This is a genomic window from Polyangium fumosum (assembly GCF_005144585.1).
Lineage (GTDB): Bacteria > Myxococcota_A > Polyangia > Polyangiales > Polyangiaceae > Polyangium > Polyangium fumosum.
This window is the reverse complement of the sequence record NZ_SSMQ01000055.1, coordinates 1-26,111: the sequence shown is the minus strand read 5'-3', so window position 1 is coordinate 26,111 and position 26,111 is coordinate 1. Positions and strand designations below refer to the sequence as shown.

Here is a 26,111-nt window from a genome sequence, read left to right as displayed (position 1 = left end):
GTCCTCCGTTCGTCTTTGTCACGGCGGGCCGCCTACGAGCGGTGATCATCGTCGAAATCGTGGATCGTCGTCCCCAGGCGGCCGCGCCACCATGCTCGCCCAGAATGAGAGGCAACGCGGCCGGCTGCGAACGACGATCCTTCGTGGGATACGGTCCCACGCATCGGTCAAGGGTTGGGTTTGTCCTCGGTCGGAACTCGGGGCTTCGTGGACTCTTTCGCGATCATCGAAGCGAGGTTCTTTTCAGCTATTCTCTTGAGTCTCGCGGTCTCATTAACATGCGTGCTCTTGGGAAAGCGGCGCGCATGCTCTTCGAGTTTCTCAAGAGCCGCTCTCGGATCATTGTCTTTGAGCAAGGCTCGCATCCGCGAAAGCAGCGGGACTTCGGGGTCCTCATTCTTGGCGCGAGCTGTGGGCGCTTGCTCTGGGGAGGGCGGTACATCCCTCGGTGTCGCAAAATCGCCCGACAGTGTGTTCTTCACGAAGGCGTCAGCGATGACCGCGACCTGGGGCGCTGTCGCGCGGAGCGATGGCGCCCCGGCCGTTTGCGCCGAAGCGATACCCCCGCCGAGATGCCCGAAGAGCATGCCTGCGAGCGCGGACGGGAGCGCCACGGCAAACGCGATCGTGAGTTTGAAAGGGAGACCCAACTTCCCGAGTCCAGGTCCGAGCGATGAAGCCGACTCGCGCCTCGGCGCACCCGAGGCGATCTTCGAAGCATCGATCGCTCGCGACAAACGGGCCCAGCCGTCGAGCTCAGCCTTGGCGAGAACGTCGCATGACTCCCAGGTCTGCGGCAGAAACCCGGCCAGCGAGAACGACGCAAATAGGCTCGCCCGCGAGTCCTTCTCTGGATCCATCCCGAGGAGCGTTTTGAGCCACCCCTCGAACGTCGTCTCGGCAGCGGCGAGGCGGAGCTGCACGGTCGAGCGCGCGATGCCGAGGCTCTTTGCGAGCGCATGCAGCGGCTCCTCATGGACGTGATACCGCAAGAGGAGCATCCGCTGGTCCTCGGGCATCCGTTCGAGCGCCTCGAGGACGACCGTCGTCGTCGGTTCAGCCATCGAGTGCTGATCGATCGCGGCTTCGACCACCTGCGGGGCGAGTCGTTCAAACCGTCGCACAGCCTTGCGCCGGTAGTTCCGGACCATCTCGTAGCTGACGCGCGCGAGCCAGCCCTGAGGATAGGCAGGGATCTCGTCGAAGTGGTTGTACGCGAAGACGAAGACCTCGTGCGCGAGGTCGGCCACATCGGCCTCACGGACCCGGAGGCGAGACAACGTACGCCACACGATGCGGAAGTTCTCCTGGTAGAACGTCCGGAACTCCTCCCGTGTGGGTGTGGTGTCGACCGCGGCTAGCATGATGGGCTGCGCCTCCGCTGCTATATGTCGTCAGACCCCTCCGATGTACCGACGGTCGGAGAAAATTTTTGAGAAAGTGGCGTGGGAGGGGGTTTGGCGGTGGGGTGGGTCACGTCGAAGGCGTAAACGAGACCAACCTGGACCGCGGCGGAGGCGGAGGGGAAGGTCCAGATTTCGCGGCCGTTTGACTCCACAACCGGCGGTGCGGGAACGAGGAGGACGTCGAGACGGCTGAACAAGGCCCAGGACGTGCCGAATGTGTACGACAATCCACCGCGGACGCCGATGCCCCAGGTGAGGGTTTCTTCGCTGTCCTCGCCCTGCAGCAGCTTGAAATCGTGCTCGGTGCTTGCCAGTGTCGAGCCGATTGAGAGGAGGACGCATCTGTCCAGTTGCCACCGTGAAACGGCGCGCACATGCCAGCAGGGGGCAATCGTTCCGAAATTTTGCGAGCCATCAACCCGGAATCCGCTTTCGATACGTCGTGTGTTCAAATCGGAACGAAATTCTGCGCTTACGGAGAGCGGGCCCTGTCGTAGGCCCACGCCGACCGTCCGTGAAGGTGACAACGCGGGCGTGCTGCCGAACGCAGCGCCGCCAGCCGCGGCGAATAAGAGGCGAATGGGTGGCACCGACCTTGGCGCAGGTGTTCTTTGCGCGATTGGCACAGGGGAGGGTGCAGGTGGAGGGCTTGGCCGTGGAGATGGCAACGGCGGAGCCGAGGGAGGTGGTGGAGAAGCGGCCGGTTGCTCAGGTTCCGGTGGCTCCAGTGGATCGATGAGCATCCCGGCGCTGAAAGCCGCGTGATGCAACAATCCAGCGCAGTCCCAGGCTGGTTTTTGGTGCTCGGGCGCGCTGTGTTCCGAGCCAGCGGCGGCTTTGGCCACGATGTAGACTCGGACCTTCTTTTCGGAGCGTCGGAAGATGACGGTGAGGAGATTCGGTGCGTCAGGTAGGAACGGATTTCGTCCGACTTCCTGAGAGACGGCAGCACGGAACGCGACCTCGGTCGGGCAACCCTCTGCACCGGCCTCGCGCACATAGTCGAGTCGATAGGTCTCCTGTGCGGCGGCAGGCGCTGCCAGGAAGCAGAACGACGCTGCCAGTACCGTCCCCCCGCGGAGAGCCATGGTGCCCGACCCTACCAGCTAGAGGTGGGAGCGAGCAAGGTGGCTTTACGCGAGGCAGCAGAACGTGATGGGTTTCTGCATCTCGATCTCGCCTGTGGACTCACCACCATGAGAGGAACACGTGCCGGGCAACCTTTCGATGACTTCGGCTTTCTTACTTCCGAGCGAGATACCCGACATCAGATCGTAGCAGGGAGCAGACATGTCCGAAGAGACGTACGGGGATAGTTGCTCGTTCGTGCAGGCGCTGTCCGTGTATACGTGGATCTGAACGGTACACGAGCCTCCTGCGGGTGGAGAGCAAGTGCAAGCGCTGCACGCGCGTTTGTCGGTGCCACCCTCGAAGAACAACGTGCGTTTCGCCCAATCTTGAGGACAATCAACGTCCCCTGTTGCGTACACGCAGACCTCGAAAGAAGATGGCGGATCCGGCGAGCAGGAGGCGTACTTGCACGGGGTTTTCCCGTCGTTCTCGCAAGCCAGTGCCGCGACCGAGATTGGCGCCGGCCACTCGTTGATGGTCCCGTCGTAGGGTATCGGGAGGTCCGTTGGCTCCTCCCCCTGGATCAGGACGGGACAATCTCCCTCCACAACCACGGGTGGGGCCACGGAAAGGGAGCGGACGCAGGGGACACCACCACAGAACTTGCCCTCCGAAAGAGCGTTGGTGGTGGTGCACGATCCATCCCAGTTTGTCGGCGCATCGAAGGACGCGCTCGCTGGTGGCATGGGTGCTTGACAAACGGTGGTGTGCGTATTCCAGGACGTCGGTAACTCGCAGGTCCCCGGAGGTTCGCCGCAGGCGCATGTTGGGCAGTCACGAGGTCCGAGCTGCGGGTCGGCCCAGGCCCAAATGGCCTCCTTCGTACCCAACGGGCAGAGGGGCAAACCGATGGCGGGCCCAGTGGCTACGAGGACGGGGCCTTCAAAGCCGGCAGGCGTATCAGGGGCACACACGCCAGGGCACCCGACCGTGCCTGCATCGGGGGGACAAGTTTCCGGATCCGGGGGATAACCCAGCTCGATACACTCGGCAAACTCTTCAGGCGTGCCTATTCCGCAGACACACTTGAAGTGAAAGTCCAGATCTTCACTCCAGCCGATATCACCACACGCCAGGGCAATGAATGGCAAGCTTGCAGGCAGAGCGAGGTATTTCCACAGACGCATGACGAGCTCCCAAAATCAAATGCACACGTGCCGGCGCACGCCTCCCCAAGCATCCACGATTCAACAGACAGATACTTAACCACTTCTCATTGGTGCGTCCCGGGATTCAGTAGCACGCGGTTTGTCACGGAGGAAAGAGACAAGCGCCAACCTCGTGCAAGTTTTTGAGCACGAACCCGTCGCGGTTTTTCCGCGAACCACCCCTACCTGGACACATGAACCGTCCGCGGACCAACCTTCCGGGGGTCTCCGCAAAAATCGACGCCTTCCTGTCGTTTCTGGTGGACGATCTGCCTTCTCAACACACTTAACTACCGGGAGGTTCTACTTCCCAAACCCGTTCACCCAGGGAGCCCGCGCCGAACCCCCCGCCAGGAAAAATCACCGGCCCCGATGATCTCTTCGGGCAAAACGCCTCCTCGAGACATTTACCTAGGGTAGGAGGAAGCCGTACCCACACCCGGGTAGGTGAATGTGCGATGAGTATTTGGATCGAAGCTTCTGGCGAGCCGCTTTGCCTGCAATGGACCATCCTGCCCGGGCTCGAGCTCGTCGTGTCGCGCCTCTGCGGCCAGATCACCGTCGGCTACATGCTCGGGACCGACGGGGACGAAGTCATCCTCCGCGCCCGTCGAGACGACATGGAACGCTGCCGCGAGCTCTTCCACCTCGCCTTCACCTGGGGCGAAGCGTGAAGTTGCCCGTCGTGCCGCAGTCCTTCTCCTTATAGAGAGGGCGCGGCAGGGGCGTCGAGGTCGAGCACCGCCGGCTCATGCCCCGTCGCCCGGAGAAATCGGACGAGGTCCGTCCCCCGGATCGCCGTCGTGTGGTCGTTCGTCAGCGGATGGCAGTGCACCGGATCCCGCGCGAGGATCTTCGCGTCGAGCACGACCTGCACCAGGCCGTCCTTGTCCATCATCGCGGCGAGCGGCGTGACCGACCCAGGCTCGACCCCGAGGTGCTGGCGCAAGCGCTCGTGCGAGCAAAACGAGACGTGACCCGCGCCGATGCGGCGGCCGAGGTCTTTGAGGTCGACCGCGCGATCCTCGTCGAGCACGACGAGCCACATCGCGCCCTTCTTGTTGCGCAAGAAGAGGTTTTTCACGTGCGTGCCGTCATGCCGCACGCGATGGGCTTTGGCCTCCTCCACGGTAAAGACGGGCGGATGCGCGACGGTCTCGGTCTCGATGCCGAGAGCCGCGAGCCGCTCGAAGAGCGCGTCCCTGGAGGAGCTCGTCATGGGCGACTCGTTACCGCGCGCGGCGTCGTCGATCAACGTTTCGTGCGCGCATCTCCCCGGCAGCACAGGCGTGCGCTACAGATGCGGCCTCGACCAAGGAGCTACGCGATGGCGAAAGATCTCGAAGGCAAAGTCTTTTTGGTGACGGGCGCGACCGAAGGTATCGGCAAGGCCGCCGCCCGGGACTTCGCGCAGCGAGGCGCGACGCTCGTGCTCGTCGGCCGCAGCCGCGAGAAGAGCGAGCGCGTGGTGCAGGAGCTGAAGGAGGCGAGCGGCAACGAGAAGATCGAGCTCTTGCTCGGCGACCTCTCGAAGATCGCCGACACCCGCGCCGTGGCCGAGGGCTTCCGCGCGAAGTACGACCGGCTCGACGTGCTCGTGAACAACGCCGGCGCCGTCTTCACCGACTACAAGCTCAGCGACGACGGCATCGAGATGACGTTCGCCCTGAACCACATGGCCTACTTCGTCCTGACCACGAGCCTGCTCGACCTGATCAAGAAGACACCGAAGGCCCGCGTGGTCAGCACGTCGAGCGACGCCCACAAAGTCAGCAAGATGGATCTCGCGACGGTCGCCAAGCGGAAAGGCAAGGCCGGCTTTGGCGCCTATGGCGACTCGAAGCTCGCCAACATCCTCTTCACGCGCGAGCTTGCCCGGCGCCTCGTGGGGTCGAGCGCGACGGCGAACTGCATGCACCCCGGCTACGTACGCACGGGGTTCGCGCTGAACACCGGCCCGATCGCGGCGATCTTCGTCAAGGCGGCCGCCGCGCTCTTCGCGCGCACGCCGGAGAAGGGCGCCGAGACGATCATCTGGCTCGCGACGAGCGACGAAGCCGCGTCGTACAGCGGGGAGTACTTCTTCGATCGCGCGCTCACGCGCACGACGAGCCTTGCGAGGAACGACGCCGTGGCGAAAGGCCTGTGGGAGCTGTCGGAGAAGCTCTCGACCTGAACGCGGGGTACGATCCCCGCATGACGTTCTCCCCCGACACGTACGCGCGCGCCCTCAGCTTCGCTGCCGAGGCCCACGGCGCGCAACGCGTGCCCGGCACGCAGCATCCGTACATCACCCACGTCGCCACCGTCGCCGCGGAGATCCTCGCGGTTGCGACGAAGGACTCGTTCGACGTGGAGCTGGCCGTGACGTGCGCGTTGCTCCACGACACGCTGGAGGACACGAGCGCGTCCGAGGACGAGATCACGAGGATCTTCGGCGATTCCGTGGCGCGCGGGGTGCGCGCGCTGAGCAAGGACGCGCGCCTGCCGAAGGAAGAGCGGATGGCCGATTCGCTCGCGCGCATCCAGCGCGAGCCCCGCGAGGTGTGGATGGTGAAGCTCGCCGACCGCATCACGAACCTCGCCGCGCCGCCGTCGTACTGGTCGCGCGAAAAACGGATCGCGTACCGCGAGGAGGCGAGGCGGATCCTTTCGGCGCTGGGCCCGGGGAGTGCGCCGCTCGCTTCGAGGCTCGAAGCGAGGATCGAGGCGTACGGCGGCTACATCGGAGACGCGGCGTAGCCCACGCCCACGTCCGCGCCTCTCACCGCTCGCCAAGCCAGATCGCTGCGAACTCCATCACCCGCGCGTTGTCGGGCACCTGCTCCAAAAAGCTCTGCCGCCAGCGCGGATCGCTGATCCGATCCGCACGCTTGAGCAGCCGCCGCCGCGCCTCCGTGATGCGGCGGAGCGCCTCCTCCTCGGCGCCGTTCACGCGAAGGGCGAGCGCGTACGTCCACTGGATCAAGCTCTCGCCCTCCTCGATCCCTTCCAGCCGTCCGAGGATTTGCATTGCCTCCGAGGCCTTCGTGTACGCCTCCCGCACGTTGTTCCGGGCGATCGCGATCGCCGCGATGAGCGCGAGCGCGCAGGCCCGCGCCGCGGGCACACCCTCGGAGACCTCCATCGCGTGCTGCGCCATCGTGAGCGCCTCGTCCGTGCGCCCCGCGAGCCGCAGGATGATCGAGAGGTAGACCCGCACGAACCCCTCACCGCGCCGGTTGCCCTGTCGCACGAGGAGCTCGAGCGCCGCCGTCTCCACGGCGATCGCCTCCGTGAGGTTTTCCATGTGCGCGAGCGCGTAGCCGAGGTTCGCGAGCAGCGAGGAGACGAAGTCGAGCTGCATCGGCTCGGCGATCGCCTGGGCTTCGCGGAACGCCGCGACCGCGAGGGCATACGCGCCGAGCTGCACGTACGCATTGCCGATGTTGCAGCGCTGCAGGCAAGCGTTCCGCATGTCGCCCGCCGACGTGAAGTTTTCCACGGCCGACTCGACCCGCCGCACGTAACCGATGAGATCTCCCTCGTGCAGCGCGATCTCCACGCGCGCCACGTCGAGCCACGCGAGCACGAACGAGCTCACCACGCTGTGCCGCTGCGCGAGTCGCTGCGCGCCGGCGAAGACCTCGTGCGCTCGATCCGTCAGGCCTGCGCGCACGAGCGCGATGACGAGGCGCGCCGCCGTCACGATGTGCGCTTCCGTGGTCACGCCCTCGCGCGCGAGCGCCGCGAGCTCGTCGACGAACGCGCCGATCCGCGCGACGTCGCCCATGCTGCCCGACGCGATCACGAGGTGCCCGAGCGCGGCGTGATAGGCCGTGCTCCCTCGCGGCAGGCCCGTGATCGCCTCCTCGGCCGCGCGCCTCGCCTCCGCGGTGTTCCCGAGCCAGCGATGGGCGATCGCCTGCACGAGCCGCATGCGCGCGATCGTCTCCGGCGTGCCCGACGCCTCGATCGCGCGCGCCGCGTGCGCCTCCGCGTCGCGCAGCGCGTTCACGCCGAGCGCGTCGAACGCGGCGTTCTCGTCGGCGGTCGGGGGCGCGCCGGGGAAGAGCGCGGCGGCGTCGCGCCACTCGACCTCCGCGCGTGGGAGCGTGGCGATCGTCGTGCTCGCGAGGCTCGCGATCGCCTCGTCGAGCTCGGTCACCGTGTCCTCGTCGAGGACGAGATCCGCCGGGTCGAGCTCCAGCACGTCCGCGCCGCTGGCCTCGTACGCTGCCTCTGCTTCCTCGTGCGGCTCGTGTGTGTCCTCGTCCTCGTCCTTCGGGCCTCGCGTCGGCGCGAGCACCACGCGGTGCGAGATGTTCTCGTAGGCGAAGACGAGCTTGTCTCGGAAGACCTGCATCGACGGGTAGCGCCCCTCGCGCGCTTGCACGAGGGCGCCTTGGACGACCTCCAGGAAGGCCGCGGGGATGTCGTCGACGAGCGTGGACAGGATCGGCGGCGCCTCCGTGACGATCTTGATCAGCACGGCCTGGTGCGTGGGGCCGTCGTAGGGGCGCCTCCCCGAGAGCAGCTCGAAGAGGACCGCGCCGACGGACCAGACATCGGCGCGCGCGTCGATCCCCGGATCTCCTTTCGCCTGCTCGGGCGCCATGTACTCGGGCGTGCCCATGACGACGCCGCTCAGCGTGAGCTTGCGCTTCGGGTCGAGCGTGTTGACGCGGGCGAGGCCGAAATCGATGAGCTTCGGGACGATCTCGCCGGACGTCGAGTCCGTGAGGACGATGTTCTCCGGCTTGATGTCGCGGTGCACGATGCCCCGGCGGTGCGCGGCGATGAGCGCGCCCATGATCGGGACCATGATCGTCATCGTCTCGTGCTCGGTGAGCCGACCGCGCGGCGCCAGGTATTCGCGCAGGCTCTCGCCTTCGAGCAGCTCTTGCACCATGTAGAACGTCCCGTCGCGGCGCTGCCCGACCTCGTGGATCGTGACGACGTTCGGGTGCTGGATCGCGGCTGTCGTCTGCGCTTCGCGGCGGAAGCGGGCGATCATGGCGGGGTCGCGATCGTAGTTCGGGTGCATCAGCTTGATCGCGACGCGCCGCTCCACGAACATGTCCCAGGCCTCGAAGACGGTGCCCATCGAGCCTGCGGCGATGAGGCGCTGCAGCGTGAACTTGCCGGCGATCTGCATCCCCGGCTTGAACGTCGCTTTTTCGAGCTCCGCCGCGCGCGCCGCGCCCTCGTCGGCCCCTTCCGGGGACGGAGGGCCCACGCGCGGATCGTCTTTGCGGCGTTGCCAGAAACGAAGCATGGGCGCTCTTCCTCGGCGAGGAACCGTGAGGACAACGCGAGCCACGTTGGGTGTCAAGGTGCCCGTCCTTCAAGCGAAATCTCTGCATGCTGGGGGCCGAGCGTGCAGTGCCTCACGCGCCCAGCTCGAAGAGCTGCATCGCCACCAGCGCGACGCAGTCGGGCTCGCGCGAGTCCGACACGATCTGGCGAAGCTCGTGGAAGTACCGCACGTGCAAGGCCCGCAGCCGCTCGAGGTCACGGCGCGCGACGCTGACCAGGTTGTAGGAGTAGAGCCCCGGAGCGCCGCGAAGCTGCCGGCGCGCGGCGACGTCGAGCCAGTGCGCTTTCAACCGTTGCCGCGGCTCGGCGGGGCCTCGGGTCATGTCGACCGTCTCGGCCGTGGCGGCGAACCGCCCTTCGTGCCATCGGACCAGGCCCGCTCGTGACAGGGCTTCGAGGCACACACGCACCTCGTCGTCGGGGAGCCCGAGACGAGCGGCGACCCAGGCATCGTCATGGCAGGGCAGGGCCGCGTAGCTCGCGAGCTCGAGGACGCGCAGGACGGCGTGCGACCAGGGGAGTTCGGTCGCGATCCGGCGACGCTCCTCCAGCACGCGGAAGTCGCGCGCCACCGAGGGGAGCTGGCTCGGGGGGACGAAGAGGGCGAGGAAGTCGAGGAGCCGGTCGGTGGTCGCGTCGACGATGGCGAGCACGTCGGGGAGCCGGGGCTGGGAGGTGCCCGCCATGAAGCGCGACACCTGGGAGGCGCTGCGCCCGATGCGGGAGCCGATCTCGGCGTTGCTCAGGCCTCCCTTGAGGATCTGAAAGAAGGCAGCCGTGAGGGCCGGGTCGGAGACGGCGACATCTGCGCCGAGGGCCGACTCCTGGCGCACGAAATCCGAGAGCGCGCGATGGACGTCGACGCCGTTGTACGCCGCGACGCGCAGCAGCGTGGGGAGCGTGGGAAAGCGCCGCCCGGACTCCCAGCCGAAGGCGACGTTCGTCCCGTACCCGAGCCGGACGCTGAGCTGCCGTTGCGAGCGCCGGCCGCGGATCACTCGGCAGAAATCCTTCGCGATTCCGTCGTATTGCGCCTTCTTGTATCGCATATCTGCATCGATTCTAGCAGATCGGCACGATAGATAATGCGTATGTGCGCTACGTGGCGCTTGCGCTGGCTCCCGCGCTGCGGCAATTGGAGGGGCGAAGGAGGCTTTCGATGAACGTACGACTTGCTTGCTGGGCTTTGGCGGGGCTGCTCGTGGGGTGCACGACGACCGGGGGACAGACGGGGGAGATCGGTGCCGATCCCTGCGATTCCTTCTCGCCGGTGGGCCCGTCCGTGGAGCATGGCCTCACCGAATCGACGCCCCTCGGCGTGAGCGGACAGGAGGCCCTCGATGCGACGGGCGGGTCCGGGAGCTTCGACGTGGCGTGGGCCAATGGAACGAAGACCGCCGTGAGCTGGTCTCTCGCTGCCGACACCGAGAGTTCGCCGGTGGTGGCCTACTTCGACCGCAATAGCGAGTGTGCCGACGGGTATTTGAAGGTCCTCGTGCTCGGGCAGCTCTCGAGCGCCGATGGCATTCTCGCACACGAGCAGCGCGGGGAGCTTTATCGGGGCGACGACGGGGCCGCGCACCTTCGCCTGTTCTTCGTCGTCGACGAGAACCCGTTCCCGGACGTGTACGCGGGCGGTGGGTCGGGGGACAATTGCAGCAGTTGCGGCTCCAACTTCGAGCTGGCCGTCGATGCGCGCTGGGAGCCGGGCGTGTCGGCCCCTCGGGGCCATGTGGACCTGATCGAGGCCGGGTCGCTGCTCGGCGAAGTCGGCACGTTTTGAGCCCGCGCCGCGTCTGCGCGGATTATCGCTCGTCCTCGCGCACGTGCGCCACGATCGCGTCGAGCGTCGGCCGTTCGCGTGGCGAAACGAGGCGCGCGGGTTGGTCCGCGCGAACGGCGGCGAAGCGGTTCGAGCCGAACACGGCGAGCGTGACCTCGAGGTAGGTCTCGAACGACATGAAATCGGAGCTTTCGAGATCGGCCCCGTGATCGGTGGATACGAGGACCACGGGTTTGGGGCCGATGATCAAATCGGCGTGGTTGTACTTGCTGAAGTTGTCGATCGTGATGGCCTTCAGCGGTCGCTCGGAATCGAGCTTTTGTCCGAAAAAAAGCTCTTCCTGCCCCGGCAGAAGCTCGTTCACGTGGAAATCCCTCTGCCAGTCGGGCTGGAATGCGGCGCTGATGGGCAGCAGGTTGATGCAGCCTGGAGGCGCGTCGTAATCGGGGAAGTCGTACGGGTCGGTCCGGGTATACGTGCTGCCTCGTAGGCCCCATTCCAGAAAAACGCCGTTGTGCGCCGTGTAAAACTCCAAAATGGAGTCCGGCAGCGTCATGCCGGCGGCTTGCTCCGCGCGCGAGAGCACGGCCCCGGCGGCCGGGGAGCCGAGACGGAAGTCGAGCACCTCGACGTCCGGGTGCGCGCGAAGCGCTTCGATCATGGCTTCCAGTCGTTCACGAAATGAGGCGGCCATGGGGGCGGATCTGAGGTCCTCGCGCGACGTGCTGTCAAGCCTCGACGGCGCGGAGCGTGGCGAACATGACGCTTGCGCGTGCGGCTGCCGTGCGCTACCACGCTCGTGCTCACGATCCTATCCGGCGAGCATGCGCGGGCAGAGCCCCACGTGCTTGCGTCCGAACGAAGGCGACCGGGAAGGCGTGGCGGTGCGCACCTTGATGCGTGTTGCGCCGCAGTGGAGCGGCCAGACGGGTCGTTTCACGCCCTTCCCGAACCCTGGCGGCTCGGCGGGAAGGGGAGAGCGACAAGCACACCCTTCACGGGTTCGGGCCGCGAGAGAGCATTTTCATCGTGACTTTTTCCGTTCCCGGGCGGCCCATGGTGGCCCCCGTCGAGGCGCCGCGTGCCGAGGGCAGCGCGCCGCTCGTTTCCGTTTCCATGGCCTCCGAGGCCCCGGGCGCCGCGTTCGTCGCGCTCGGCCTCGCGGCCCCGCTCGTGCGCGCCCTCGTCAAAGAGGGGTACGAGCGTCCGACCCCCATTCAATCGCAGTCGATCCCCGAGGCGCTCTCCGGCCGTGATTTGCTCGGCTGCGCGCAGACCGGCACCGGCAAAACGGCGTCGTTCGTCCTGCCAATCCTCCAGCGCCTCTCGAAGACACAACGCCACGGAGGCATTCGCGCGCTCGTCCTCACGCCGACGCGCGAGCTCGCCGCGCAGATCGGCGAGCGCGTGACCGCGTACGGGCGGCACCTCGGCCTCCGCCATACCGTCATTTACGGCGGCGTGGGGCAACGCCCGCAGGAGGAGAACCTCGCGAAGGGCCCCGACCTGCTCGTCGCGACGCCCGGCCGCCTCCTCGATTTGATGCAGCAAGGGTTCGTGCGCCTCGATCGCGTGGAGGTCTTCGTCCTCGACGAGGCCGATCGCATGCTCGACATGGGCTTCATCCACGACGTGCGGCGTGTCGTCGCCGCGCTGCCCAAGCAAAGGCAGACGCTCTTCTTCTCGGCCACGATGCCCCGCGAGATCGCGGCGCTCGCCGACAACATCCTCGTCGATCCGGCGCGCGTCTCGGTCACGCCCGCGCGCGCGGCGGCCGATACGGTCGAACAATCGATCTTTTTCGTCGAGAAGGCCGACAAGCGCGCGCTGCTCGAGCAACTCCTGCGGACGTCGAGCGTCGAGCGCGCGCTCGTCTTCACCCGTACGAAGCACGGGGCGAACCGCATCTCCGAGCAGCTCGTGCGTGTCGGCATCGAGGCGCTCGCCATTCACGGCAACAAGTCGCAGGGCGCCCGCGAGCGCGCGCTCGACCGGTTCCGCCGCGGCGTCACGCCCGTGCTCGTCGCCACGGACATCGCGGCGCGCGGCATTGACGTCGAGGGCGTCTCGCACGTCATCAATTACGACCTGCCGAATGTGCCCGAGAGCTACGTGCACCGGATCGGCCGTACGGGCCGCGCGGGCGCGACGGGCAGCGCCATTTCGTTCTGCGACAGCGAGGAGCGCGCCTTGCTCGCGGACATCGAAAAGCTGCTCCGCCGCCGGATTCCCGTCGCGGAGGGGCAGGCGCCTCCCGTTGAGACGGCCGCAGCACGCCCCGCTGCGCGCCCGGAGCCGCGCCCGGCTGCGCGTCCGGAGCCGCGCCGCGCCTTCGCGCCCGAGCCGCAGCGCCCCCGAGGACCGCGCCCGCCGCGTCCTCCGCGCGGCCGTCGGAGCTGAGTTCCGACGATTGTGCACGGGCCACGCGCGCGTTACCCTTGCGTGCATGGCCCGTGTCCCGACCAGGCGCCACTTCCTCCTCGCCGCGGGGGCTGCCCTCCCTGTGGCGACGTTCGCTTTGCTCTCGCGTGAGACCGACGCGCCTTCGCCCCTCGCCGTGGGGGGCGGGCTCGATCCCGACGCGCGCCCCGTGCGGCGGATCGTCCAGGCGCAGCCCACGCGGGACGGCGCCGGCGTGCGGCTCTCGCGCGCGCTCGGGGGCCAGGCCCTCCCCGATCTCGACCCGTTCCTCCTCCTCGACGAGTTCCACACCGATCGCGCCGACGATTACATCGCGGGATTCCCCGATCATCCGCACCGCGGCTTCGAGACCGTCACGTACATGATCCACGGCGCGATGGAGCACCGGGACAGCGTGGGGAACCGGGGACGCCTCGGCCCGGGCAGCGCGCAATGGATGACCGCGGGGCGCGGGCTCATTCATTCCGAGATGCCGAAACAGGAGCAGGGGCTCATGTGGGGCTTTCAGCTCTGGGTGAACCTCCCGGCCGCGCAGAAGATGATCACGCCGCGGTATCAAGACATCCCGCCGTCGGCGATTCCCGAGGTCGATATCGCGGACGCCCGCGTGCGGGTGGTCGCCGGGGAGGCAGGCGGCCGGCGTGGGCCCGTGGACGGCGTTGTCGTCGCGCCGAGCTTGCTCGACGTCACGCTGGCGGCGGGCGCGAGCTTCCGACATCCGCTGCCGATCGAGCACAATGCATTCGTGTACGTCATCGACGGCGCCGCGCGAATCGGGCCCGAGGGCACGCCCGTCGCGCGGGGCGAGCTTGCCGTGCTCGGCGCGGGACGATCGGCCGTCTCGACGAGCGCCACCGGGGCGCGCCTCTTGCTCCTCGCGGCGCAGCCTATCGGCGAGCCCATTGCGCGCCGTGGGCCCTTCGTGATGAACACGGCCGAGGAGATCCGGCAGGCCTTCGAGGATTATCGCTCGGGGCGCCTCGTGGGCGGCTGACGAAGCGGGCGCGGCTCGACGGCGCGCGCATCAACGTATCTCGACCTCGATCGACATGGGTTTGCCGCCGCGGACGATACGGACGTCAAGCCGGTCGGCGGCGCGCAACCGCGCGAACGCCTCCATCATCTTCGTGAGATCTCCCATCTCGAATCCGTTGATGTTGTCGAGCCGGTCCCCATTCTGAAGCCCGAGCATGCTGGGCAACGAGCCGGGCCGGACGCCGCTGACCCGCATGCCAGCGATCCGGTCGCCTTCGCGCACGGGCACCAAACGCGCCGCGCCGAGGAGGTCCGTACGTTCGAGGATCGTGTCGACGATCGATCGTTCCACGACGTAATGGTTGTCCGCGTCCTTGCGAATTCCGTTTGCGATCTCGGGCGGTACACGCGAGCCCGAAGCGGGTTTCGACGGCGCGTTGCCCGGCTCCTTCCGCGCCGCATGGCCCTCGCGCGGCTCGTGCAAGGGGAGCTGGCACCGCGCCTCGCCTTGCCGGAGCCATACACGATCCCAGGCCATGGCGTGCACCGTGCGCCCGCCGATGTCGTCGCCGAGCCGCCGCAACGTGGCCTTGCCGTCCGACCCTGCAATGGCCGCGAACGACCAGAGCGCCTCGTCGGACTCCGTGATGAGCAAGACCTTGGCCGCGTCGCAGATCGGATCGGCGTACGGATCCCCGAGCGGCTCGGCGGGCTCTGGGGCCCCGTCGTCCGGCGGGCCGTGGCGCGTGAGCGGGCCGGTGATCGAATCGAAGGGGTTTCGCCCGAGAATGGCCTCGCCATGTTTCTCGTCTTGCAGCGCGGCCAGCGCATTCCGCACCTTCATCGACGGCCTCGGCGAGAGCGGCTCGAACGGCGGACCCGTGAGGCTCGACGAGACGAGCCTTCCGAGCCCGGCTGCCTGGAAATAGGCGACGAGAGCCACGAGCAGCACCAGGACCGCGGGGAACCATCGTTTCAAACGGGCGTCGAATCCCATGAGCAAAGGGAACAAGCGAGCCTCGTGCCAGCTTTTGAACGTTGCGGATCCCCGCGAAAACGGCTCGGGGCCTGCCCGGACGGGCGACAAAATGACCCGCGCGCCGCGGATCAACGTCCTGCTTCTGTCAGCTTGGCACGCGCGGCGTGGGCATCGAGGAACTGTGACACCTCCGCGAGCACCGCGGGGGAGATGTCGCGCCCGATGTCGTCCGGCTTGATCCGCGTCGCGTCCGGTTGCGTGATGCAGTTCAGGGCGTGCGTGACGCAATCGAGCACGCGCACCCGATGCGGGGCGCGCGACGCGCCGTCGAGCCATTTCGCCCAGCTCTCGATCTCCGAGGGCGCGACATTGTAATCGTAGCTCCCGCCGAGCACGAGCAGCGGCCTGTCGAGCTTCCGAGCAAGCTCGGGCGCCCGCCTCGCCAGCTCGAGCCACGATTCCCACAGGCCCGGCGGCTGCCCGAGGATGGGCGCGCCGAGGTGCGTCCCTCGCTCGATTTGCCGGAGCGCCTGCGCGGCGGCGAGCAATTCACGGCCTTCCGCCTCGGCGCGCTCCGGCTGCCCGGCCATGGTGAAGGACCAGCGGACGCGCTCGCTTTGCTGCTCCAGCAAGACGGTCATCGTGTGAAAGGGCGGCGCCAGCATGACCCCGGCGCGTACCCGCGGCCTGTCCGAGAGGAGCACGGGCACGAGCTCGCCGCCTTCGCTGTGCCCCGCGAAAAAGAGGCGATCGGGATCGATCTCAGGGCGCTCTGCGACGGCGTCGAGCGCGGCCTCGGCGTCGAGCACGTATTCCGTCGTGGCGAACTCCACTTCGAGGAGGGAGTAGGGCACGGACGTGAAACCGCCATCGGCGCAATCGTTGAATGCGCCGCACGTTCGTTTGTCGTACCGATACACAGCGTACCCACGATCGGCGAGCGCGTCGGCGAGGCGCTGGTAGACGGCGAGTTCGAAGCCGAAGCCGAGCCCGATCTGTCCACGCATCACGCCGTCGCGCGACATGGGGCCGCTGCCGTGCACGATGACCACGGCGGGCACGCGCTCCCCCTCCTCGCGCGTCGGCAGCGTCAACGTCCCTTCGAGACGCCAGAGGCCGCGATCAAAGGCGAAGGTCACTTCTTCTTTCGGGAGCCGCGGCCGAGCGGGCTCTGCGACTTTTGGCGTGGGTGTGGCCCTGAAGCTGCTCGCGCGCGGGACCGCGGGCGACGTCGAGCCACAGGCGCCAAGGAGCGACACCACGAGCAGCAGCGACGCGAGACGCATGGGTTCCCTCCCGACAGCCGAACAACGCACGCCTTGGATGGTGCCATCCCTGCGGGCGGGGTTCAATCCCGCGTCGCGGCGATCGCGGCCGTCAGCGCCGTGATTTTTTCCCCGTCGGACTTGTCCAGCGGGAGAGCGACATCCGGGGCGATGCCCTCCACTTCGTTCGTCCCATCGGCGAGGAAACGCGCGCAGTTCGGCATTCGCACCTCGAAGCCGATCTCCCGAAGCTGGACGCGCCCCCCGCCATTCACGTATCCACATCCCGCGCCTGCCGTGCGGGCGCCGAGGATCGTGGCTGTGTGATTGTCCTTGAGCCAGGCGACGAAATCCTCGGAGGCCGAGCCCGTGCCGCGATCCACAAGGACGAACAGCGGTCCCTTCCAGACATTTTTGCCTTCGAGCATCGCCGTCCCGGGCGGCTCGCCGAAGATCGAGCACACCTTTTCGCCCTTCCAGACCGGCGTCCGATCGCAGCTCGGCGAGACGATCCGGGCTTTGCTCCGTCGCAGCGTGCCGCCTGTGAACAGCGGCACGGCTTCCGAGACCCACTCCGTGCCGCCGCCATTGCCGGTGAGATCCACGAGGAGCCGCTTGGCCCCGCGATCCCGCAGCGCTCCGATCGCCGTCTGCAAGGCCTCCTGGAGTTTGGCCCGGACCCCGGCCCGCAAGGCGTCCTCATCCAATCCCGTGGTGAAGACCGCCTCGCAGGTGGCGAGGTACTTGTCCTCCCCGAAATGGGCGATCCGAATCACGCCGAGCTCGCCGGCCACACCCGCGGGGAAAGGCGCCTCGTGCACGGCCGTGAACCCGGGCATTTTCTTGAACGGAAAACGCGAATCGACCGGGCGCGCCTCGTACCCCGCCGCCGTGCAGCTCGCGACGGGAGCGGGAGGCGCCGCGCCGTTGTCCGACGGCGGCGCGCTTGGGCGGCCGGCGCCCCCCGTCAGTTTGAAATGGGGATCCTGAAACGTACGAACGAAGCGACGGAGGGCGAGGAAGGCCTGCACCCGCGTGAACGCACCGCCGAGCGAGGCGCGCGTGTCGCGGTCGAGCTTCGCGAGATCGACGCCGCGATGCTCGACCATCCAGTCGAGGTTCGCGTATTCCTTTGCCATCGCGACCTCGAGCGCCTCGAAATCGCGCTGCCACGCGCCGCGGTCGAACGTGGCGACGTCCCAGCCGAGGAGCCCGAGCACGATCGAGAGCAATCCAATCCCGATCCAGCGGAAAACCTTCCGCCCCCTCTTGCGCGTCTCCTTCGGCAGCGAGTCGCCTCCGCTTTGCGTTTCGCTCATATGCGAGCGATGTCTACCGCATCCCGTCCGGCGATGCACCTTCCGAACACGGGCCGCTGCGTGATACATCATGGCTCCATGAAGCTCAGCACGCTGCGTATCGCCGAGCCCTGCCACGAGGACTGGCAAGCGATGACGGGTGACGAACGCGCGCGCCGATGCGAGCGTTGCGACCTGCACGTCACGAATCTCTCCGAGCTCACGCGCGGCGAAGCCGACCGCCTCTTGTCCACGTGTCCTCCGGGGAGTCGGCTTTGCGTGCGGTACGCCCACGATCGACAGGGGAACGTGGTCACGCGGACGACGCAGCAGGAGAGAATGGTCTCGGTGCTCTCGTTGCTCGCCCAGCGAAGGCAGGCGGAGGGGGAGAGATGAGCGTCACGCGGGAGGAGGTCATTGCGTACCTCGAAAGCCTCACGGCCGAGGAGCTTGGAGAGCTGGCGGACGAGCTCGTGCAGCGTTTCGGCCTCCTGGCGTTTGTCGAGCCTCCACGGTACGAGTTTTTTATGGGCGCGCCGCCGCCGGACCCTCACGAGGAGATAACGGAGTTTTCCGTGGTCCTCCTGGAGATCGGAAAGGACAAGCTCGCTGTCGTGAAGGCCGTGCGTGCGCTGTGGGAGATGCCCGTGAAAGAGGCGAAGGACCTCGTGGAGTCGGCGCCTGTCGTGGTTCGCCGGTGGATCACGCGCGACGAGGCGCGCGTGATCGTCGATACCCTCACCGCTGCAGGCGCGAACGCTGAAGTGCGAAACGGATCCTGAGTTTATTTTTTCGAGGGTTTCGCGCGCGCCTTCGCGGGGGCTTCTCGCGCGCCGAGGCCGCCGCGGAGGAGGGACCACACGCCCTCGAAGGCCGCATCGATGCCCGGGTCGGACCACTCCGACGCGTGGATTGGATTGTGAAACCGCGCCGTCGCGTGGAAGACGGCCCAGGCGGAGGTCACCGGATCGTCGAGGGTGAACTCGCCTTGCTCCACGCCGTCCGTGAGGATCCGGGCGACTTGCATGGCGAGCGTCTCGACGTGCACGCGGACCACGTCCCGCGCGTCGGCGACGAGATTCGTGTACGTCGCGAAGAGCTCGGGCTCGTCGCGCGCCTTTTTTCGCTTCAGCTCGAAGAGCAGGCCGAGCCAGCGCCGCAGGCGCTCGGGGGCCGGGCCCTTCTCGGCGGCGACCTCCGCGAGTGGCTTCGATACGCGCGTGAGCCAGCGTTCCGCCACGGCGTCCCGCAATGCCGTTTTGCTCGGGAAATGCCGATACACGCTGCCATGACTGACGCCGAGCGCGCGGGCCACGTCGACGACCGTGGCCTTGGCGGGCCCGAAGCGGCGGAGGACCTCCTCGGCCGCTTCGAGGATTCGTTCGGCGGTGAGCGCCTCTTCGACCATGTCAATGCGCCCTGCGTTCGCTGTCGAGGTGCGCCATTTGAGACGCGGCATAACGCTCGCCCGCGGCCGCGCCGGCCGGCACGGCGCGCTCGATCCTCGCGAGGTCGTCCGGCCCGAGCTCGATGGAGAGCGCGCTCAGCGCCTCGGTGAGGCGGTCGCGCCGCCGCGCCCCGACGAGCGGGATGATGTCGCTCCCGCGCGAGAGCACCCACGCAATGGCGATCGGCGCGACGGTCGTGCCCTTCGCCTCGGCGATGCCGCGCAAGGCCTCGACGAGCGCGAGGTTCTTGTCGAGGTTCTCCGGCGCGAAGCGCGGGCTGTACTGGCGGAAATCGGTGGGCGCCATCGAGCGCTCCTTCGACCAGTGTCCGCTGATGAGGCCGCGGGAGAGCACGCCGTACGCGGTGATCGCAATGCCGAGCTCGCGCGCGGTGGGGAGGATCTCGGCCTCGATGCTGCGCGAGATCAACGAATATTCGATCTGCAAGTCGCAGATCGGGTGGGTCGCGTGGGCGCGGCGCATCGTCTCCGCGCCCGCCTCGGAGAGGCCGATGTGCTTGACGTAGCCGGCTTTGACCATCTCGGCGATTGCGCCGACCGTGTCCTCGATCGGCACGGCCGGGTCGACGCGGGCCAGGCGGTAGACGTCGACGTAATCGGTGCCGAGCCGGCGCAGCGAGTAGGTGAGGAAGTTCTTCACTGCGCTGGGGCGCCCGTCGATGCCGACCCAACCGCCGGCAGGATCGCGCATCGCGCCGAACTTGACGCTGATGGCGACCTTGTCGCGGGCTCGCCCTTCGAGCGCCTCGCGGAGGAGCAGCTCGTTGTGCCCCATACCGTAGAAGTCGCCCGTATCGAGCAGATCGATCCCTGCGTCGAGCGCTGCGTGAATCGTGGCAATGCTCTCGGCCCTGTCGGACGGGCCGTAGAGATCGGACATACCCATGCACCCGAGGCCCAAGGCCGACACCCGAGGACCCTTCGAGCCGAGCGAACGCGTGATCATGGCGGACTCCTGTCGCGAAGTTGGATGACGGGAAGTATCAACAACGCGATGACAAAAGTCAACATCTGTCAGTCTACTTTTGTGAAACCGTGGTGAGCGGTGGGCTGGGAAACCGAAGGTCACTTCGGGGGTTCGAGCGGCGCGCAGGTCGAGACGCCCGCGCCGACGACCCGGAAGCCGATGTTCGACTTCAGGTTGACGGTGGTCCCGTCCTTGGGGCGATATCGATCGATGCGCGAGGCCACGCCGGGACACGTGAACAGATAGAAATCGCCTCCCCAGAACGCGAACGCCCACGCCGTGCCGATGTCGAGGCTCGGCTGCGACGACTGGGAGAGGACGTGGGACGTCTTCGGGTCGAGCTCGGCAACGATCGGAGGGGCTGTCGTGAAAAACCCCCACAGGTGCCCGTCGCCCGTGCCCGAGAGTTCGGCCGCGTCGAAGATCGCGTCGTAAAAGCCGAGCGTCTCGAGCTCCATCGTCGCGAGATCGATCCGCCCTAGCCCGCTGCCCCCGTAATCCGCCGCGTAGAGCGTCTCCTTCGTGGCGTCCGGCCCGTCGGTCGAGAAGCCCATTCCGAACCGCCCGAACGCCCCGGTCTTCGGCACGAACGACGTGCCCTCGCACGACGCGTCCACGGTGCTCACGCGAAACAGATGGCCGTCGTCGTAAAGCACGTACGCCGTCGCGTCGCGATCGATCGCCATCGAAAAGGGCGACGCGCCCTGCGTGGCCGGGCATGAGAGCACGCCGATCTTCTGGAACGCGAGCGTGGGCGGCGAGAAGCTATAGAGCGCATTCTCTTGCGCGAGCAGATACACGAGCTTCGCCCGTTCGTTGCAGTCCTTGCCGCCGTCGATCTCCATTCCGCCGTCGAAGAACGGGCCGCCGCCTTCGCCCCCCGAGCCGCCTGCGCCGCCGCCGCCGGTTCCCTTCGGCGTGGTCCCGGAGGCCGAGCAGCCGAGCACGCAGACCACCACCACGAATGCAATCGAGGTCCAAGCCAATCGAAGCACGTGTCCTCCTCCGCCCGGCGACGACGAAAGAAGGAAGAGCGCCCGCGTGTCGCCGCGCAGGCCGCCGCCGAGCGAGCGCACATGCTACAGCATTCCCGTTGCATCGACATCCGTCAGGCACAAAATCATTTGTCTGTGAGCACTCACACGCGCTCGCGCAGAGCGCGTCCGGGTCGAACGCCATTCCTTTCATCATTTCGATGGCCTCACCATTTCGACCGAACGGACATGCTCGGCGGTAGATTTTGTGTCATGTCGAGGTCGCAAAGAGGGAGGGCACGATGGCGCAGAGCAAGACGATTCCGCTCGACGAACAGGCAAAAATTCGCGACCTGGAACCTGAACGGAAAGATTCGGCCGGCACGTACCTGACAACCGACCAGGGCATCCGCGTCGACGATACCGATAACTCGCTCAAGGTCTCCTCCCGAGGTCCCACTCTCCTCGAGGATTTTCACTTCCGCGAGAAGATCATGCGATTCGATCACGAGCGCATCCCCGAGCGCGTGGTCCACGCCCGCGGCTCGGCAGCGCACGGGTATTTCCAGGTCTATCAATCCCTGAAGAACCTCACCCGCGCGCGGTTTCTCCAGGATCCCTCCGTGAAGACCCCGGTCTTCGTGCGTTTCTCCACGGTTGTCGGCTCCCGCGGCTCCGCCGATACGGTCCGTGACGTGCGGGGATTCGCGACCAAGTTCTATACCGAGGAGGGCAATTTTGATCTCGTCGGCAACAACATCCCGGTCTTCTTCATCCAGGATGGGATCAAGTTCCCGGACGTGGTCCACGCCGTCAAACCGGAGCCGGACCGCGAGATCCCGCAAGCCTCGTCGGCGCACGACACGTTCTGGGATTTCGCGTCGCTCGTGCCCGAGACCACGCACATGCTCATGTGGATCCTCTCGGACCGCGCGATTCCGCGGAGCTTCCGCATGATGGAGGGCTTCGGCGTCCACACGTTCCGGCTCGTTAACGAGGAAGGGAGATCGCGGTTCGTCAAATTCCACTGGAAGCCGCTCCTCGGCGTGCATTCGTTCGTCTGGGACGAGGCCCAGAAGATCGCCGGGAAGGACCCCGATTTTCACCGGCGTGATCTCTGGAACGCCATCGAGAAGGGCATCTACCCCGAGTACGAGCTCGGCCTGCAGATCATCGAGGAGGACGAGGCCGACAGCTTCGATTTTGATCTGCTCGACCCGACGAAGATCGTCCCCGAGGAGCTCGTGCCCGTGCGGCGCGTCGGCAAGCTCGTCTTGAACCGGAACCCCGACAATTTTTTCGCTGAAACAGAGCAGGTCGCGTTTTGTGTGCAGAACGTCGTGCCTGGAATCGATTTCACCGACGATCCGCTGATGCACGCGCGCCTCTTCTCCTACCTCGACACGCAACTCACGCGGCTCGGTGGGCCGAATTTCGCGCAAATCCCGATCAACCGGCCCCTCGCGCGGGTAGACAACCACCAGGAGGACGGCTTCCACCAGCACCGCGTCCCCACGGGGCGCGCGCATTACACGCCGAACTCGCTCGGCGGCGGCTGCCCGATGGTCGCGGGCCCCGGCGCGGGCACGTTCACGCATTACCCGGAAAAACTCGCCGGGGTGAAGCAGCGCGCGCGAAGCGAGAGCTTCGGGGACCATTTCACCCAGGCGACGCTGTTCTGGAACAGCATGTCGATGCCCGAAAAGGAGCACCTCGTGAAGGCGGCCGTCTTCGAGCTCGGCAAGTGCCAGAGCAAGGCGATCCGCGAGCGGATGGTCGAGCGATTCACGCGCGTCGACGTCGCCTTTGGCCAGGCCGTCGCCACCGGGCTCGGGCTCACGTCGCCCGCGAGCGTGGGCGCGACCGTGAAGAAGGCCGCGCAGGCCGTGGCGCAGAAGCTCACGACGAAACGCACGGTGGCCGCGTCGCCCGCGCTCAGCATGGAGAACACCGTGAAGAATTCAATACGCACGCGCCGGATCGCCATCCTCGCGGAGAAGGGCGTGAGCCTCGCGGAGCTCTCGGCGGTGCGCAATGCGCTCGTCGCGGAAGGAGCCGAAGTGGAGGTGATCTCGTCGAGGCTCGGCACGATCGAGGCCGCGGAGGGCGGCGACGTCGAGGTCGATCAGGCGAGCATCCACGTCGGCTCCATTCTTTACGACGCCGTCTTCGTGCCCGGCGGGGCGGCGAGCGTCGAGGCAATGAAAAAGCTCGGGGACCCGATCCATTTCGTCAACGAGGCGTTCCGTCACAACAAGCCCATCGGGGCGACGGGCGAGGGCGTGGAGCTGCTCCTCGCCTCGAACATCAAGGGCGTGACCGTGGCGAGCGCGCAGGCGGCGGGACAAACCTTCCATGCCGAGGGGGTGGTGACGATGCGCGGCGCGAGCGATCTCACTGTCTTCCTCCAGGACTTCGTCAAGGCGATCGCGCAGCACCGACACTGGAACCGCGCCGAGCAGGAGGCCGTACCCGCCTGAGCCCCGGGAGCGGCCGCACACGCGGCCCTCCGCGTGATCGCGTCCGGTTTCTCGATCCGTCACGCGCGCCTGTGGCAGGATGCCGCCTCCCGGCGCACGCGCCGACAAAGGACGGAGACGCAGATGAAGAAACTCGCGGTTGGGTTCGTGATGGTGGGTGGGATGTTGCTCGCGGCGGCCTGCGGCAACAAGGAGACCACCGAGACCAAGCCGACGGAGGCCGCGGGCGCGGCGGCGCCGGCGGCGGAATCGATTGGCGTCCCGGAGTGCGACGCGTACTTCAAGAAGGTCGCCGAATGCATGGGCAAGAAGCCCGAGCTCAAGCCCATGCTCGAGCCGGCGATGAAGCAGAGCGCGCAGGCCTGGAAGCCGCTCGCGGCGAACCCGGCCACGAGGGACGGCCTCATCAAGGGCTGCACCGCGGCCGTCGAGCAGCTCCAGAAGCAGTGTAACTGAAGTCGGGTTCGTGGGCGCCGGCCCTTCACGCCGGCGCCGCCCTGCCACGCGACCTACAGCGCAGCGGCCAGGGCCATCTCCGGCTCGGGCGTGAGGATCTCGCAGCCCTTCCGCGTCACCACCACCGTGTGCTCGAATTGCGCCGAGAGCGAGCCGTCCTCGGTGACCACGGTCCATCCATCGCCGAGCAGCCGCACCTCGGCGCCCCCGAGGTTCACCATCGGCTCGATCGTGAAGACCATTCCCGCGCGGAGCCTGATCCCCGTGCCGCGCCGGCCGACGTGGCTCACATGCGGCGCGGCGTGCATCGAGCGGCCGATGCCGTGCCCGCCGTATTCGCGCACCACCGAGCATCCCTCGCGGCGCGCGAGCTCGTCGATCGCCGCGCCGATATCGCCCAGCCGCGCGCCGTCGCGGACCTGCGCGATTCCCGCGTCGCGGCAGCGGCGTGCGACATCGACGACGTGCCTCGCCTCCGGCGACGGGCGGCCGATGAAAAACGTCGCCGAGGTGTCGCCGTGATAGCCGCCGAGTTCTGTCGTCACGTCGACATTGACGATGTCCCCGTCGGCGAGGACCTCCGCGGGGGTCGGGATGCCGTGACAGACCACGTGGTTGCGGCTCACGCAGACCGAGGCGGGAAAGCCGTGGTAGCCGAGCTGGCTCGGACGTCCGCCACGGCGCGTGGTGTCTTCTCGAACCCACTGATCGATCTGGTCGGCGCGCACGCCGGGGGCGAGGCGCGCGGCCACGGTCGCGAGGGTCGCGGCGGCGGCGCGGCCCGCCAGGCGCATGGCTTCGACGGAGCGGGGCGTCTGAATGTCGATGGACGGCATGGTACGCGCGAGGATGCTGACGCTCGCGGACGAGATCCAATACCGTTTCGATATGGCTCACGCGGGGCGCTTGGATCCGGGCGCGAGTCGTGGTAGCGATCGTTGCATGAGCCTGGCGCAGCTCAAGTACTTCGTGGCGGTGGCCGAGGAAGGGAACGTCACCCGCGCGGCGACGCGCCTCCGGATTGCGCAGCCGCCGCTCACCCGGCAGATCCGCAGCCTGGAGGAGGAGCTTGGTGTCGCGCTCTTCGAGCGGACGGCGCGCGGCGTGCGCCTCTTGCCGTCGGGGGAGACGATGCTCGCGCACGCCCGCGCGATTTTGGCGCAGGTCGACGCGGCCGTGGTGGCCGTGCAGACGAGCGCCCCGGTGCTCTCCGGAGCGCCCGCCGTGGATTCGCCGCGCTGACGTTCAGCCCGTCGAGATCCGCTTGAACGCAGGCCGCTCCATACAGCGGGCCGTCCACGCCTGGATGTGGGGCCAGCGGGCCAGCGAGGGCACGACCCCCATCTGGTACCACCAGAGATCGGCCGCGAGCAGCGCGTCCGCCAGCGTGAACGAGTCCCCGGTCACGTAGGGTTTGTCCTTCAGCTCCGCGTCGAGCAGGTCGAGCAGCCCTTCGAATTCTTTGCGCGCGCTTTCGCCCTGCGCCGCGTTCTTCTGCTCGTCCGGGACCTCCGGGGACGTATTGATCATGATCCGCGTCCCGGCATTGAGGAGCGACGCGGCGGCCCATACCGTCCACGACATCGCGCGCCCGTGCGCTTGCGTGCCGGCTTTCGGCCAGAGGCCCTTCGCCACGCCGTATTTCTCCCCGAGGTAGATGTTGATGGCCGCGGACTCGAAATACGGCACTCCGTCGTCGACGAGCGTCGGGACCTTGCCGTTCGGGTTCAGCTTCAGGAAGTCGGGCTTCTTCTGATCACCCGCTTTCAGATCCATCCGCACCCCTTCATACGGGATGCCGAGCTCTTCGAGCGCCCAATGGGTGCGAACCGCGCTGGAGTACGGCGAGAAATAAAACTTGATGGACATGTCTTTGAGTACCTCCCTGGGCCCCGCTACTTGACATGAACGGATGCTCAGTACAAGAGAAAAAAACTAGTTCCTCGACACAGGGGTCTTGACTGTTTCACGCTGCGACGGGCAGCGCGGGATGCGCTGGCTGTGGGTATGCGTGCCCCATCTTCTTGCGAGCGTGCTGGACACTGAACCTCCAGCGGATTCC

At 67.1% G+C, this 26,111-nt stretch carries 25 protein-coding genes; 11 read left to right on the top strand and 14 right to left on the bottom strand.

Annotated elements, in window-relative coordinates; genetic code table 11:
- Positions 1 to 167 precede the first annotated feature (167 nt).
- Positions 168 to 1,364, bottom strand: coding sequence for a sigma-70 family RNA polymerase sigma factor (locus E8A74_RS37305; protein WP_136933864.1), 1,197 nt, complete (start codon positions 1,362 to 1,364; stop codon positions 168 to 170).
- Between the two features lie 20 nt (positions 1,365 to 1,384).
- Positions 1,385 to 1,858, bottom strand: a complete 474-nt coding sequence (locus E8A74_RS37300; protein WP_136933863.1) for a hypothetical protein — start codon at positions 1,856 to 1,858, stop codon at positions 1,385 to 1,387.
- A 2,285-nt stretch (positions 1,859 to 4,143) separates the two neighbouring features.
- Here E8A74_RS37300 and E8A74_RS37295 point away from each other — a divergent pair.
- Entirely contained in the window at positions 4,144 to 4,359 is a 216-nt protein-coding gene (locus E8A74_RS37295) for a hypothetical protein (RefSeq protein ID WP_136933862.1), read from the top strand.
- Positions 4,360 to 4,388: 29 nt separating this feature from the next.
- Here the strand turns inward: E8A74_RS37295 and E8A74_RS37290 are convergent, their stop codons facing one another.
- Entirely contained in the window at positions 4,389 to 4,904 is a 516-nt protein-coding gene (locus E8A74_RS37290) for a prolyl-tRNA synthetase associated domain-containing protein (protein WP_136933861.1), read from the bottom strand.
- 108 nt (positions 4,905 to 5,012) lie between these two features.
- Between E8A74_RS37290 and E8A74_RS37285 the strand changes: the two genes are divergently transcribed.
- Together E8A74_RS37285 and E8A74_RS37280 are read left to right on the top strand one after the other, a co-directional pair.
- On the top strand, positions 5,013 to 5,861 hold the full coding sequence (locus tag E8A74_RS37285; protein WP_136933860.1) for an SDR family oxidoreductase: 849 nt from the start codon (positions 5,013 to 5,015) through the stop codon (positions 5,859 to 5,861).
- A 20-nt stretch (positions 5,862 to 5,881) separates the two neighbouring features.
- A complete protein-coding gene (locus tag E8A74_RS37280; RefSeq protein WP_136933859.1) occupies positions 5,882 to 6,427 on the top strand; it encodes an HD domain-containing protein in 546 nt (181 codons plus the stop codon).
- A gap of 22 nt (positions 6,428 to 6,449) precedes the next feature.
- Here E8A74_RS37280 and E8A74_RS37275 read toward each other — a convergent pair whose 3' ends face one another.
- Both E8A74_RS37275 and E8A74_RS37270 read right to left on the bottom strand, forming a co-directional pair.
- Entirely contained in the window at positions 6,450 to 8,942 is a 2,493-nt protein-coding gene (locus tag E8A74_RS37275) for a protein kinase domain-containing protein (protein WP_136933858.1), read from the bottom strand.
- Positions 8,943 to 9,054: 112 nt separating this feature from the next.
- Positions 9,055 to 10,032 carry a DUF4423 domain-containing protein gene (locus E8A74_RS37270; protein ID WP_136933857.1) on the bottom strand — a complete coding sequence of 326 codons (978 nt, stop codon included), beginning with the start codon at positions 10,030 to 10,032 and terminating at the stop codon, positions 9,055 to 9,057.
- A 110-nt stretch (positions 10,033 to 10,142) separates the two neighbouring features.
- On the opposite strand from E8A74_RS37270, the gene E8A74_RS37265 reads away from it, so the two are divergent.
- Positions 10,143 to 10,766, top strand: coding sequence for a hypothetical protein (locus tag E8A74_RS37265; RefSeq protein ID WP_136933856.1), 624 nt, complete (start codon positions 10,143 to 10,145; stop codon positions 10,764 to 10,766).
- A 22-nt stretch (positions 10,767 to 10,788) separates the two neighbouring features.
- On the opposite strand, the gene E8A74_RS37260 is transcribed toward E8A74_RS37265, so the two are convergent.
- Complete coding sequence (locus E8A74_RS37260) at positions 10,789 to 11,427, bottom strand: SMI1/KNR4 family protein (protein ID WP_136933855.1); 639 nt, start codon at positions 11,425 to 11,427, stop codon at positions 10,789 to 10,791.
- Positions 11,428 to 11,882: 455 nt separating this feature from the next.
- Here E8A74_RS37260 and E8A74_RS37255 point away from each other — a divergent pair, with 455 nt between their 5' ends.
- On the top strand, positions 11,883 to 13,166 hold the full coding sequence (locus E8A74_RS37255) for a DEAD/DEAH box helicase (RefSeq protein WP_136933919.1): 1,284 nt from the start codon (positions 11,883 to 11,885) through the stop codon (positions 13,164 to 13,166).
- A 46-nt stretch (positions 13,167 to 13,212) separates the two neighbouring features.
- The gene (locus E8A74_RS37250) at positions 13,213 to 14,181 is read left to right on the top strand and encodes a pirin family protein (RefSeq protein ID WP_136933854.1); all 969 of its coding nucleotides are present in this window, start codon (positions 13,213 to 13,215) and stop codon (positions 14,179 to 14,181) included.
- Between the two features lie 30 nt (positions 14,182 to 14,211).
- On the opposite strand, the gene gspC is transcribed toward E8A74_RS37250, so the two are convergent.
- The 3 genes from gspC to E8A74_RS37235 all read right to left on the bottom strand — a co-directional run bounded on the left by gspC (position 14,212) and on the right by E8A74_RS37235 (position 17,725).
- Positions 14,212 to 15,141 carry a type II secretion system protein GspC gene (gene gspC / locus E8A74_RS37245; protein ID WP_232379925.1) on the bottom strand — a complete coding sequence of 310 codons (930 nt, stop codon included), beginning with the start codon at positions 15,139 to 15,141 and terminating at the stop codon, positions 14,212 to 14,214.
- Positions 15,142 to 15,269: 128 nt separating this feature from the next.
- Complete coding sequence (locus E8A74_RS37240; RefSeq protein ID WP_136933852.1) at positions 15,270 to 16,427, bottom strand: alpha/beta hydrolase family protein; 1,158 nt, start codon at positions 16,425 to 16,427, stop codon at positions 15,270 to 15,272.
- Positions 16,428 to 16,489: 62 nt separating this feature from the next.
- Positions 16,490 to 17,725 (bottom strand): S41 family peptidase, encoded by a 1,236-nt coding sequence (locus E8A74_RS37235; protein WP_170229658.1) that lies wholly within the window; start codon positions 17,723 to 17,725, stop codon positions 16,490 to 16,492.
- 78 nt (positions 17,726 to 17,803) lie between these two features.
- Between E8A74_RS37235 and E8A74_RS53185 the strand changes: the two genes are divergently transcribed.
- A complete protein-coding gene (locus tag E8A74_RS53185) occupies positions 17,804 to 18,100 on the top strand; it encodes a hypothetical protein (RefSeq protein WP_170229657.1) in 297 nt (98 codons plus the stop codon).
- Positions 18,097 to 18,486 carry a ribosomal protein bL12 gene (locus E8A74_RS53180; RefSeq protein WP_170229656.1) on the top strand — a complete coding sequence of 130 codons (390 nt, stop codon included), beginning with the start codon at positions 18,097 to 18,099 and terminating at the stop codon, positions 18,484 to 18,486. The genes E8A74_RS53185 and E8A74_RS53180 overlap by 4 nt, the downstream gene beginning before the upstream one ends.
- A 2-nt stretch (positions 18,487 to 18,488) precedes the next feature.
- Here E8A74_RS53180 and E8A74_RS37225 read toward each other — a convergent pair whose 3' ends face one another.
- From E8A74_RS37225 to E8A74_RS37215, 3 genes are all read right to left on the bottom strand, one after another.
- On the bottom strand, positions 18,489 to 19,112 hold the full coding sequence (locus tag E8A74_RS37225) for a TetR/AcrR family transcriptional regulator (protein WP_136933849.1): 624 nt from the start codon (positions 19,110 to 19,112) through the stop codon (positions 18,489 to 18,491).
- Between the two features lies 1 nt (position 19,113).
- A complete protein-coding gene (locus E8A74_RS37220; protein ID WP_136933848.1) occupies positions 19,114 to 20,118 on the bottom strand; it encodes an aldo/keto reductase in 1,005 nt (334 codons plus the stop codon).
- A gap of 119 nt (positions 20,119 to 20,237) precedes the next feature.
- Positions 20,238 to 21,134: an NHL repeat-containing protein gene (locus tag E8A74_RS37215; protein WP_170229655.1), complete on the bottom strand. Its 897-nt coding sequence runs from the start codon at positions 21,132 to 21,134 to the stop codon at positions 20,238 to 20,240.
- A 281-nt stretch (positions 21,135 to 21,415) separates the two neighbouring features.
- Between E8A74_RS37215 and E8A74_RS37205 the strand changes: the two genes are divergently transcribed.
- Both E8A74_RS37205 and E8A74_RS37200 read left to right on the top strand, forming a co-directional pair.
- Positions 21,416 to 23,593, top strand: a complete 2,178-nt coding sequence (locus tag E8A74_RS37205; RefSeq protein ID WP_170229654.1) for a catalase — start codon at positions 21,416 to 21,418, stop codon at positions 23,591 to 23,593.
- Between the two features lie 123 nt (positions 23,594 to 23,716).
- The gene (locus tag E8A74_RS37200; protein ID WP_136933845.1) at positions 23,717 to 24,049 is read left to right on the top strand and encodes a hypothetical protein; all 333 of its coding nucleotides are present in this window, start codon (positions 23,717 to 23,719) and stop codon (positions 24,047 to 24,049) included.
- A 53-nt stretch (positions 24,050 to 24,102) separates the two neighbouring features.
- On the opposite strand, the gene map is transcribed toward E8A74_RS37200, so the two are convergent.
- Complete coding sequence (gene map / locus E8A74_RS37195) at positions 24,103 to 24,885, bottom strand: type I methionyl aminopeptidase (RefSeq protein ID WP_136933844.1); 783 nt, start codon at positions 24,883 to 24,885, stop codon at positions 24,103 to 24,105.
- Between the two features lie 106 nt (positions 24,886 to 24,991).
- Between map and E8A74_RS37190 the strand changes: the two genes are divergently transcribed.
- Positions 24,992 to 25,291 (top strand): LysR family transcriptional regulator, encoded by a 300-nt coding sequence (locus E8A74_RS37190; RefSeq protein ID WP_136933843.1) that lies wholly within the window; start codon positions 24,992 to 24,994, stop codon positions 25,289 to 25,291.
- Positions 25,292 to 25,294: 3 nt separating this feature from the next.
- Here the strand turns inward: E8A74_RS37190 and E8A74_RS37185 are convergent, their stop codons facing one another.
- The gene (locus tag E8A74_RS37185; protein WP_136933842.1) at positions 25,295 to 25,918 is read right to left on the bottom strand and encodes a glutathione S-transferase family protein; all 624 of its coding nucleotides are present in this window, start codon (positions 25,916 to 25,918) and stop codon (positions 25,295 to 25,297) included.
- Positions 25,919 to 26,111: the final 193 nt, after the last annotated feature.

Excerpts from the sequence above, each read along its gene's own strand:
- E8A74_RS37275 (WP_136933858.1), bottom strand. The coding sequence starts at position 8,942 with ATGCTTCGTTTCTGGCAACGCCGCAAAGACGATCCGCGCGTGGGCCCT.
- map (WP_136933844.1), bottom strand. The coding sequence starts at position 24,885 with ATGCCGTCCATCGACATTCAGACGCCCCGCTCCGTCGAAGCCATGCGC.
- E8A74_RS37255 (WP_136933919.1), top strand. The coding sequence starts at position 11,883 with ATGGCCTCCGAGGCCCCGGGCGCCGCGTTCGTCGCGCTCGGCCTCGCG.
- E8A74_RS37280 (WP_136933859.1), top strand. The coding sequence starts at position 5,882 with ATGACGTTCTCCCCCGACACGTACGCGCGCGCCCTCAGCTTCGCTGCC.
- E8A74_RS37295 (WP_136933862.1), top strand. The coding sequence starts at position 4,144 with ATGAGTATTTGGATCGAAGCTTCTGGCGAGCCGCTTTGCCTGCAATGG.
- E8A74_RS53185 (WP_170229657.1), top strand. The coding sequence starts at position 17,804 with ATGAAGCTCAGCACGCTGCGTATCGCCGAGCCCTGCCACGAGGACTGG.
- E8A74_RS37240 (WP_136933852.1), bottom strand. The coding sequence starts at position 16,427 with ATGCGTCTCGCGTCGCTGCTGCTCGTGGTGTCGCTCCTTGGCGCCTGT.
- E8A74_RS37185 (WP_136933842.1), bottom strand. The coding sequence starts at position 25,918 with ATGTCCATCAAGTTTTATTTCTCGCCGTACTCCAGCGCGGTTCGCACC.
- E8A74_RS37190 (WP_136933843.1), top strand. The coding sequence starts at position 24,992 with ATGAGCCTGGCGCAGCTCAAGTACTTCGTGGCGGTGGCCGAGGAAGGG.
- E8A74_RS37205 (WP_170229654.1), top strand. The coding sequence starts at position 21,416 with ATGGCGCAGAGCAAGACGATTCCGCTCGACGAACAGGCAAAAATTCGC.
- E8A74_RS37220 (WP_136933848.1), bottom strand. The coding sequence starts at position 20,118 with ATGATCACGCGTTCGCTCGGCTCGAAGGGTCCTCGGGTGTCGGCCTTG.
- E8A74_RS37305 (WP_136933864.1), bottom strand. The coding sequence starts at position 1,364 with ATGCTAGCCGCGGTCGACACCACACCCACACGGGAGGAGTTCCGGACG.
- E8A74_RS37260 (WP_136933855.1), bottom strand. The coding sequence starts at position 11,427 with ATGATCGAAGCGCTTCGCGCGCACCCGGACGTCGAGGTGCTCGACTTC.
- E8A74_RS37200 (WP_136933845.1), top strand. The coding sequence starts at position 23,717 with ATGAAGAAACTCGCGGTTGGGTTCGTGATGGTGGGTGGGATGTTGCTC.
- E8A74_RS37265 (WP_136933856.1), top strand. The coding sequence starts at position 10,143 with ATGAACGTACGACTTGCTTGCTGGGCTTTGGCGGGGCTGCTCGTGGGG.
- E8A74_RS37285 (WP_136933860.1), top strand. The coding sequence starts at position 5,013 with ATGGCGAAAGATCTCGAAGGCAAAGTCTTTTTGGTGACGGGCGCGACC.
- E8A74_RS37235 (WP_170229658.1), bottom strand. The coding sequence starts at position 17,725 with ATGAGCGAAACGCAAAGCGGAGGCGACTCGCTGCCGAAGGAGACGCGC.
- E8A74_RS37225 (WP_136933849.1), bottom strand. The coding sequence starts at position 19,112 with ATGGTCGAAGAGGCGCTCACCGCCGAACGAATCCTCGAAGCGGCCGAG.
- E8A74_RS53180 (WP_170229656.1), top strand. The coding sequence starts at position 18,097 with ATGAGCGTCACGCGGGAGGAGGTCATTGCGTACCTCGAAAGCCTCACG.
- E8A74_RS37270 (WP_136933857.1), bottom strand. The coding sequence starts at position 10,032 with ATGCGATACAAGAAGGCGCAATACGACGGAATCGCGAAGGATTTCTGC.
- E8A74_RS37290 (WP_136933861.1), bottom strand. The coding sequence starts at position 4,904 with ATGACGAGCTCCTCCAGGGACGCGCTCTTCGAGCGGCTCGCGGCTCTC.
- E8A74_RS37250 (WP_136933854.1), top strand. The coding sequence starts at position 13,213 with ATGGCCCGTGTCCCGACCAGGCGCCACTTCCTCCTCGCCGCGGGGGCT.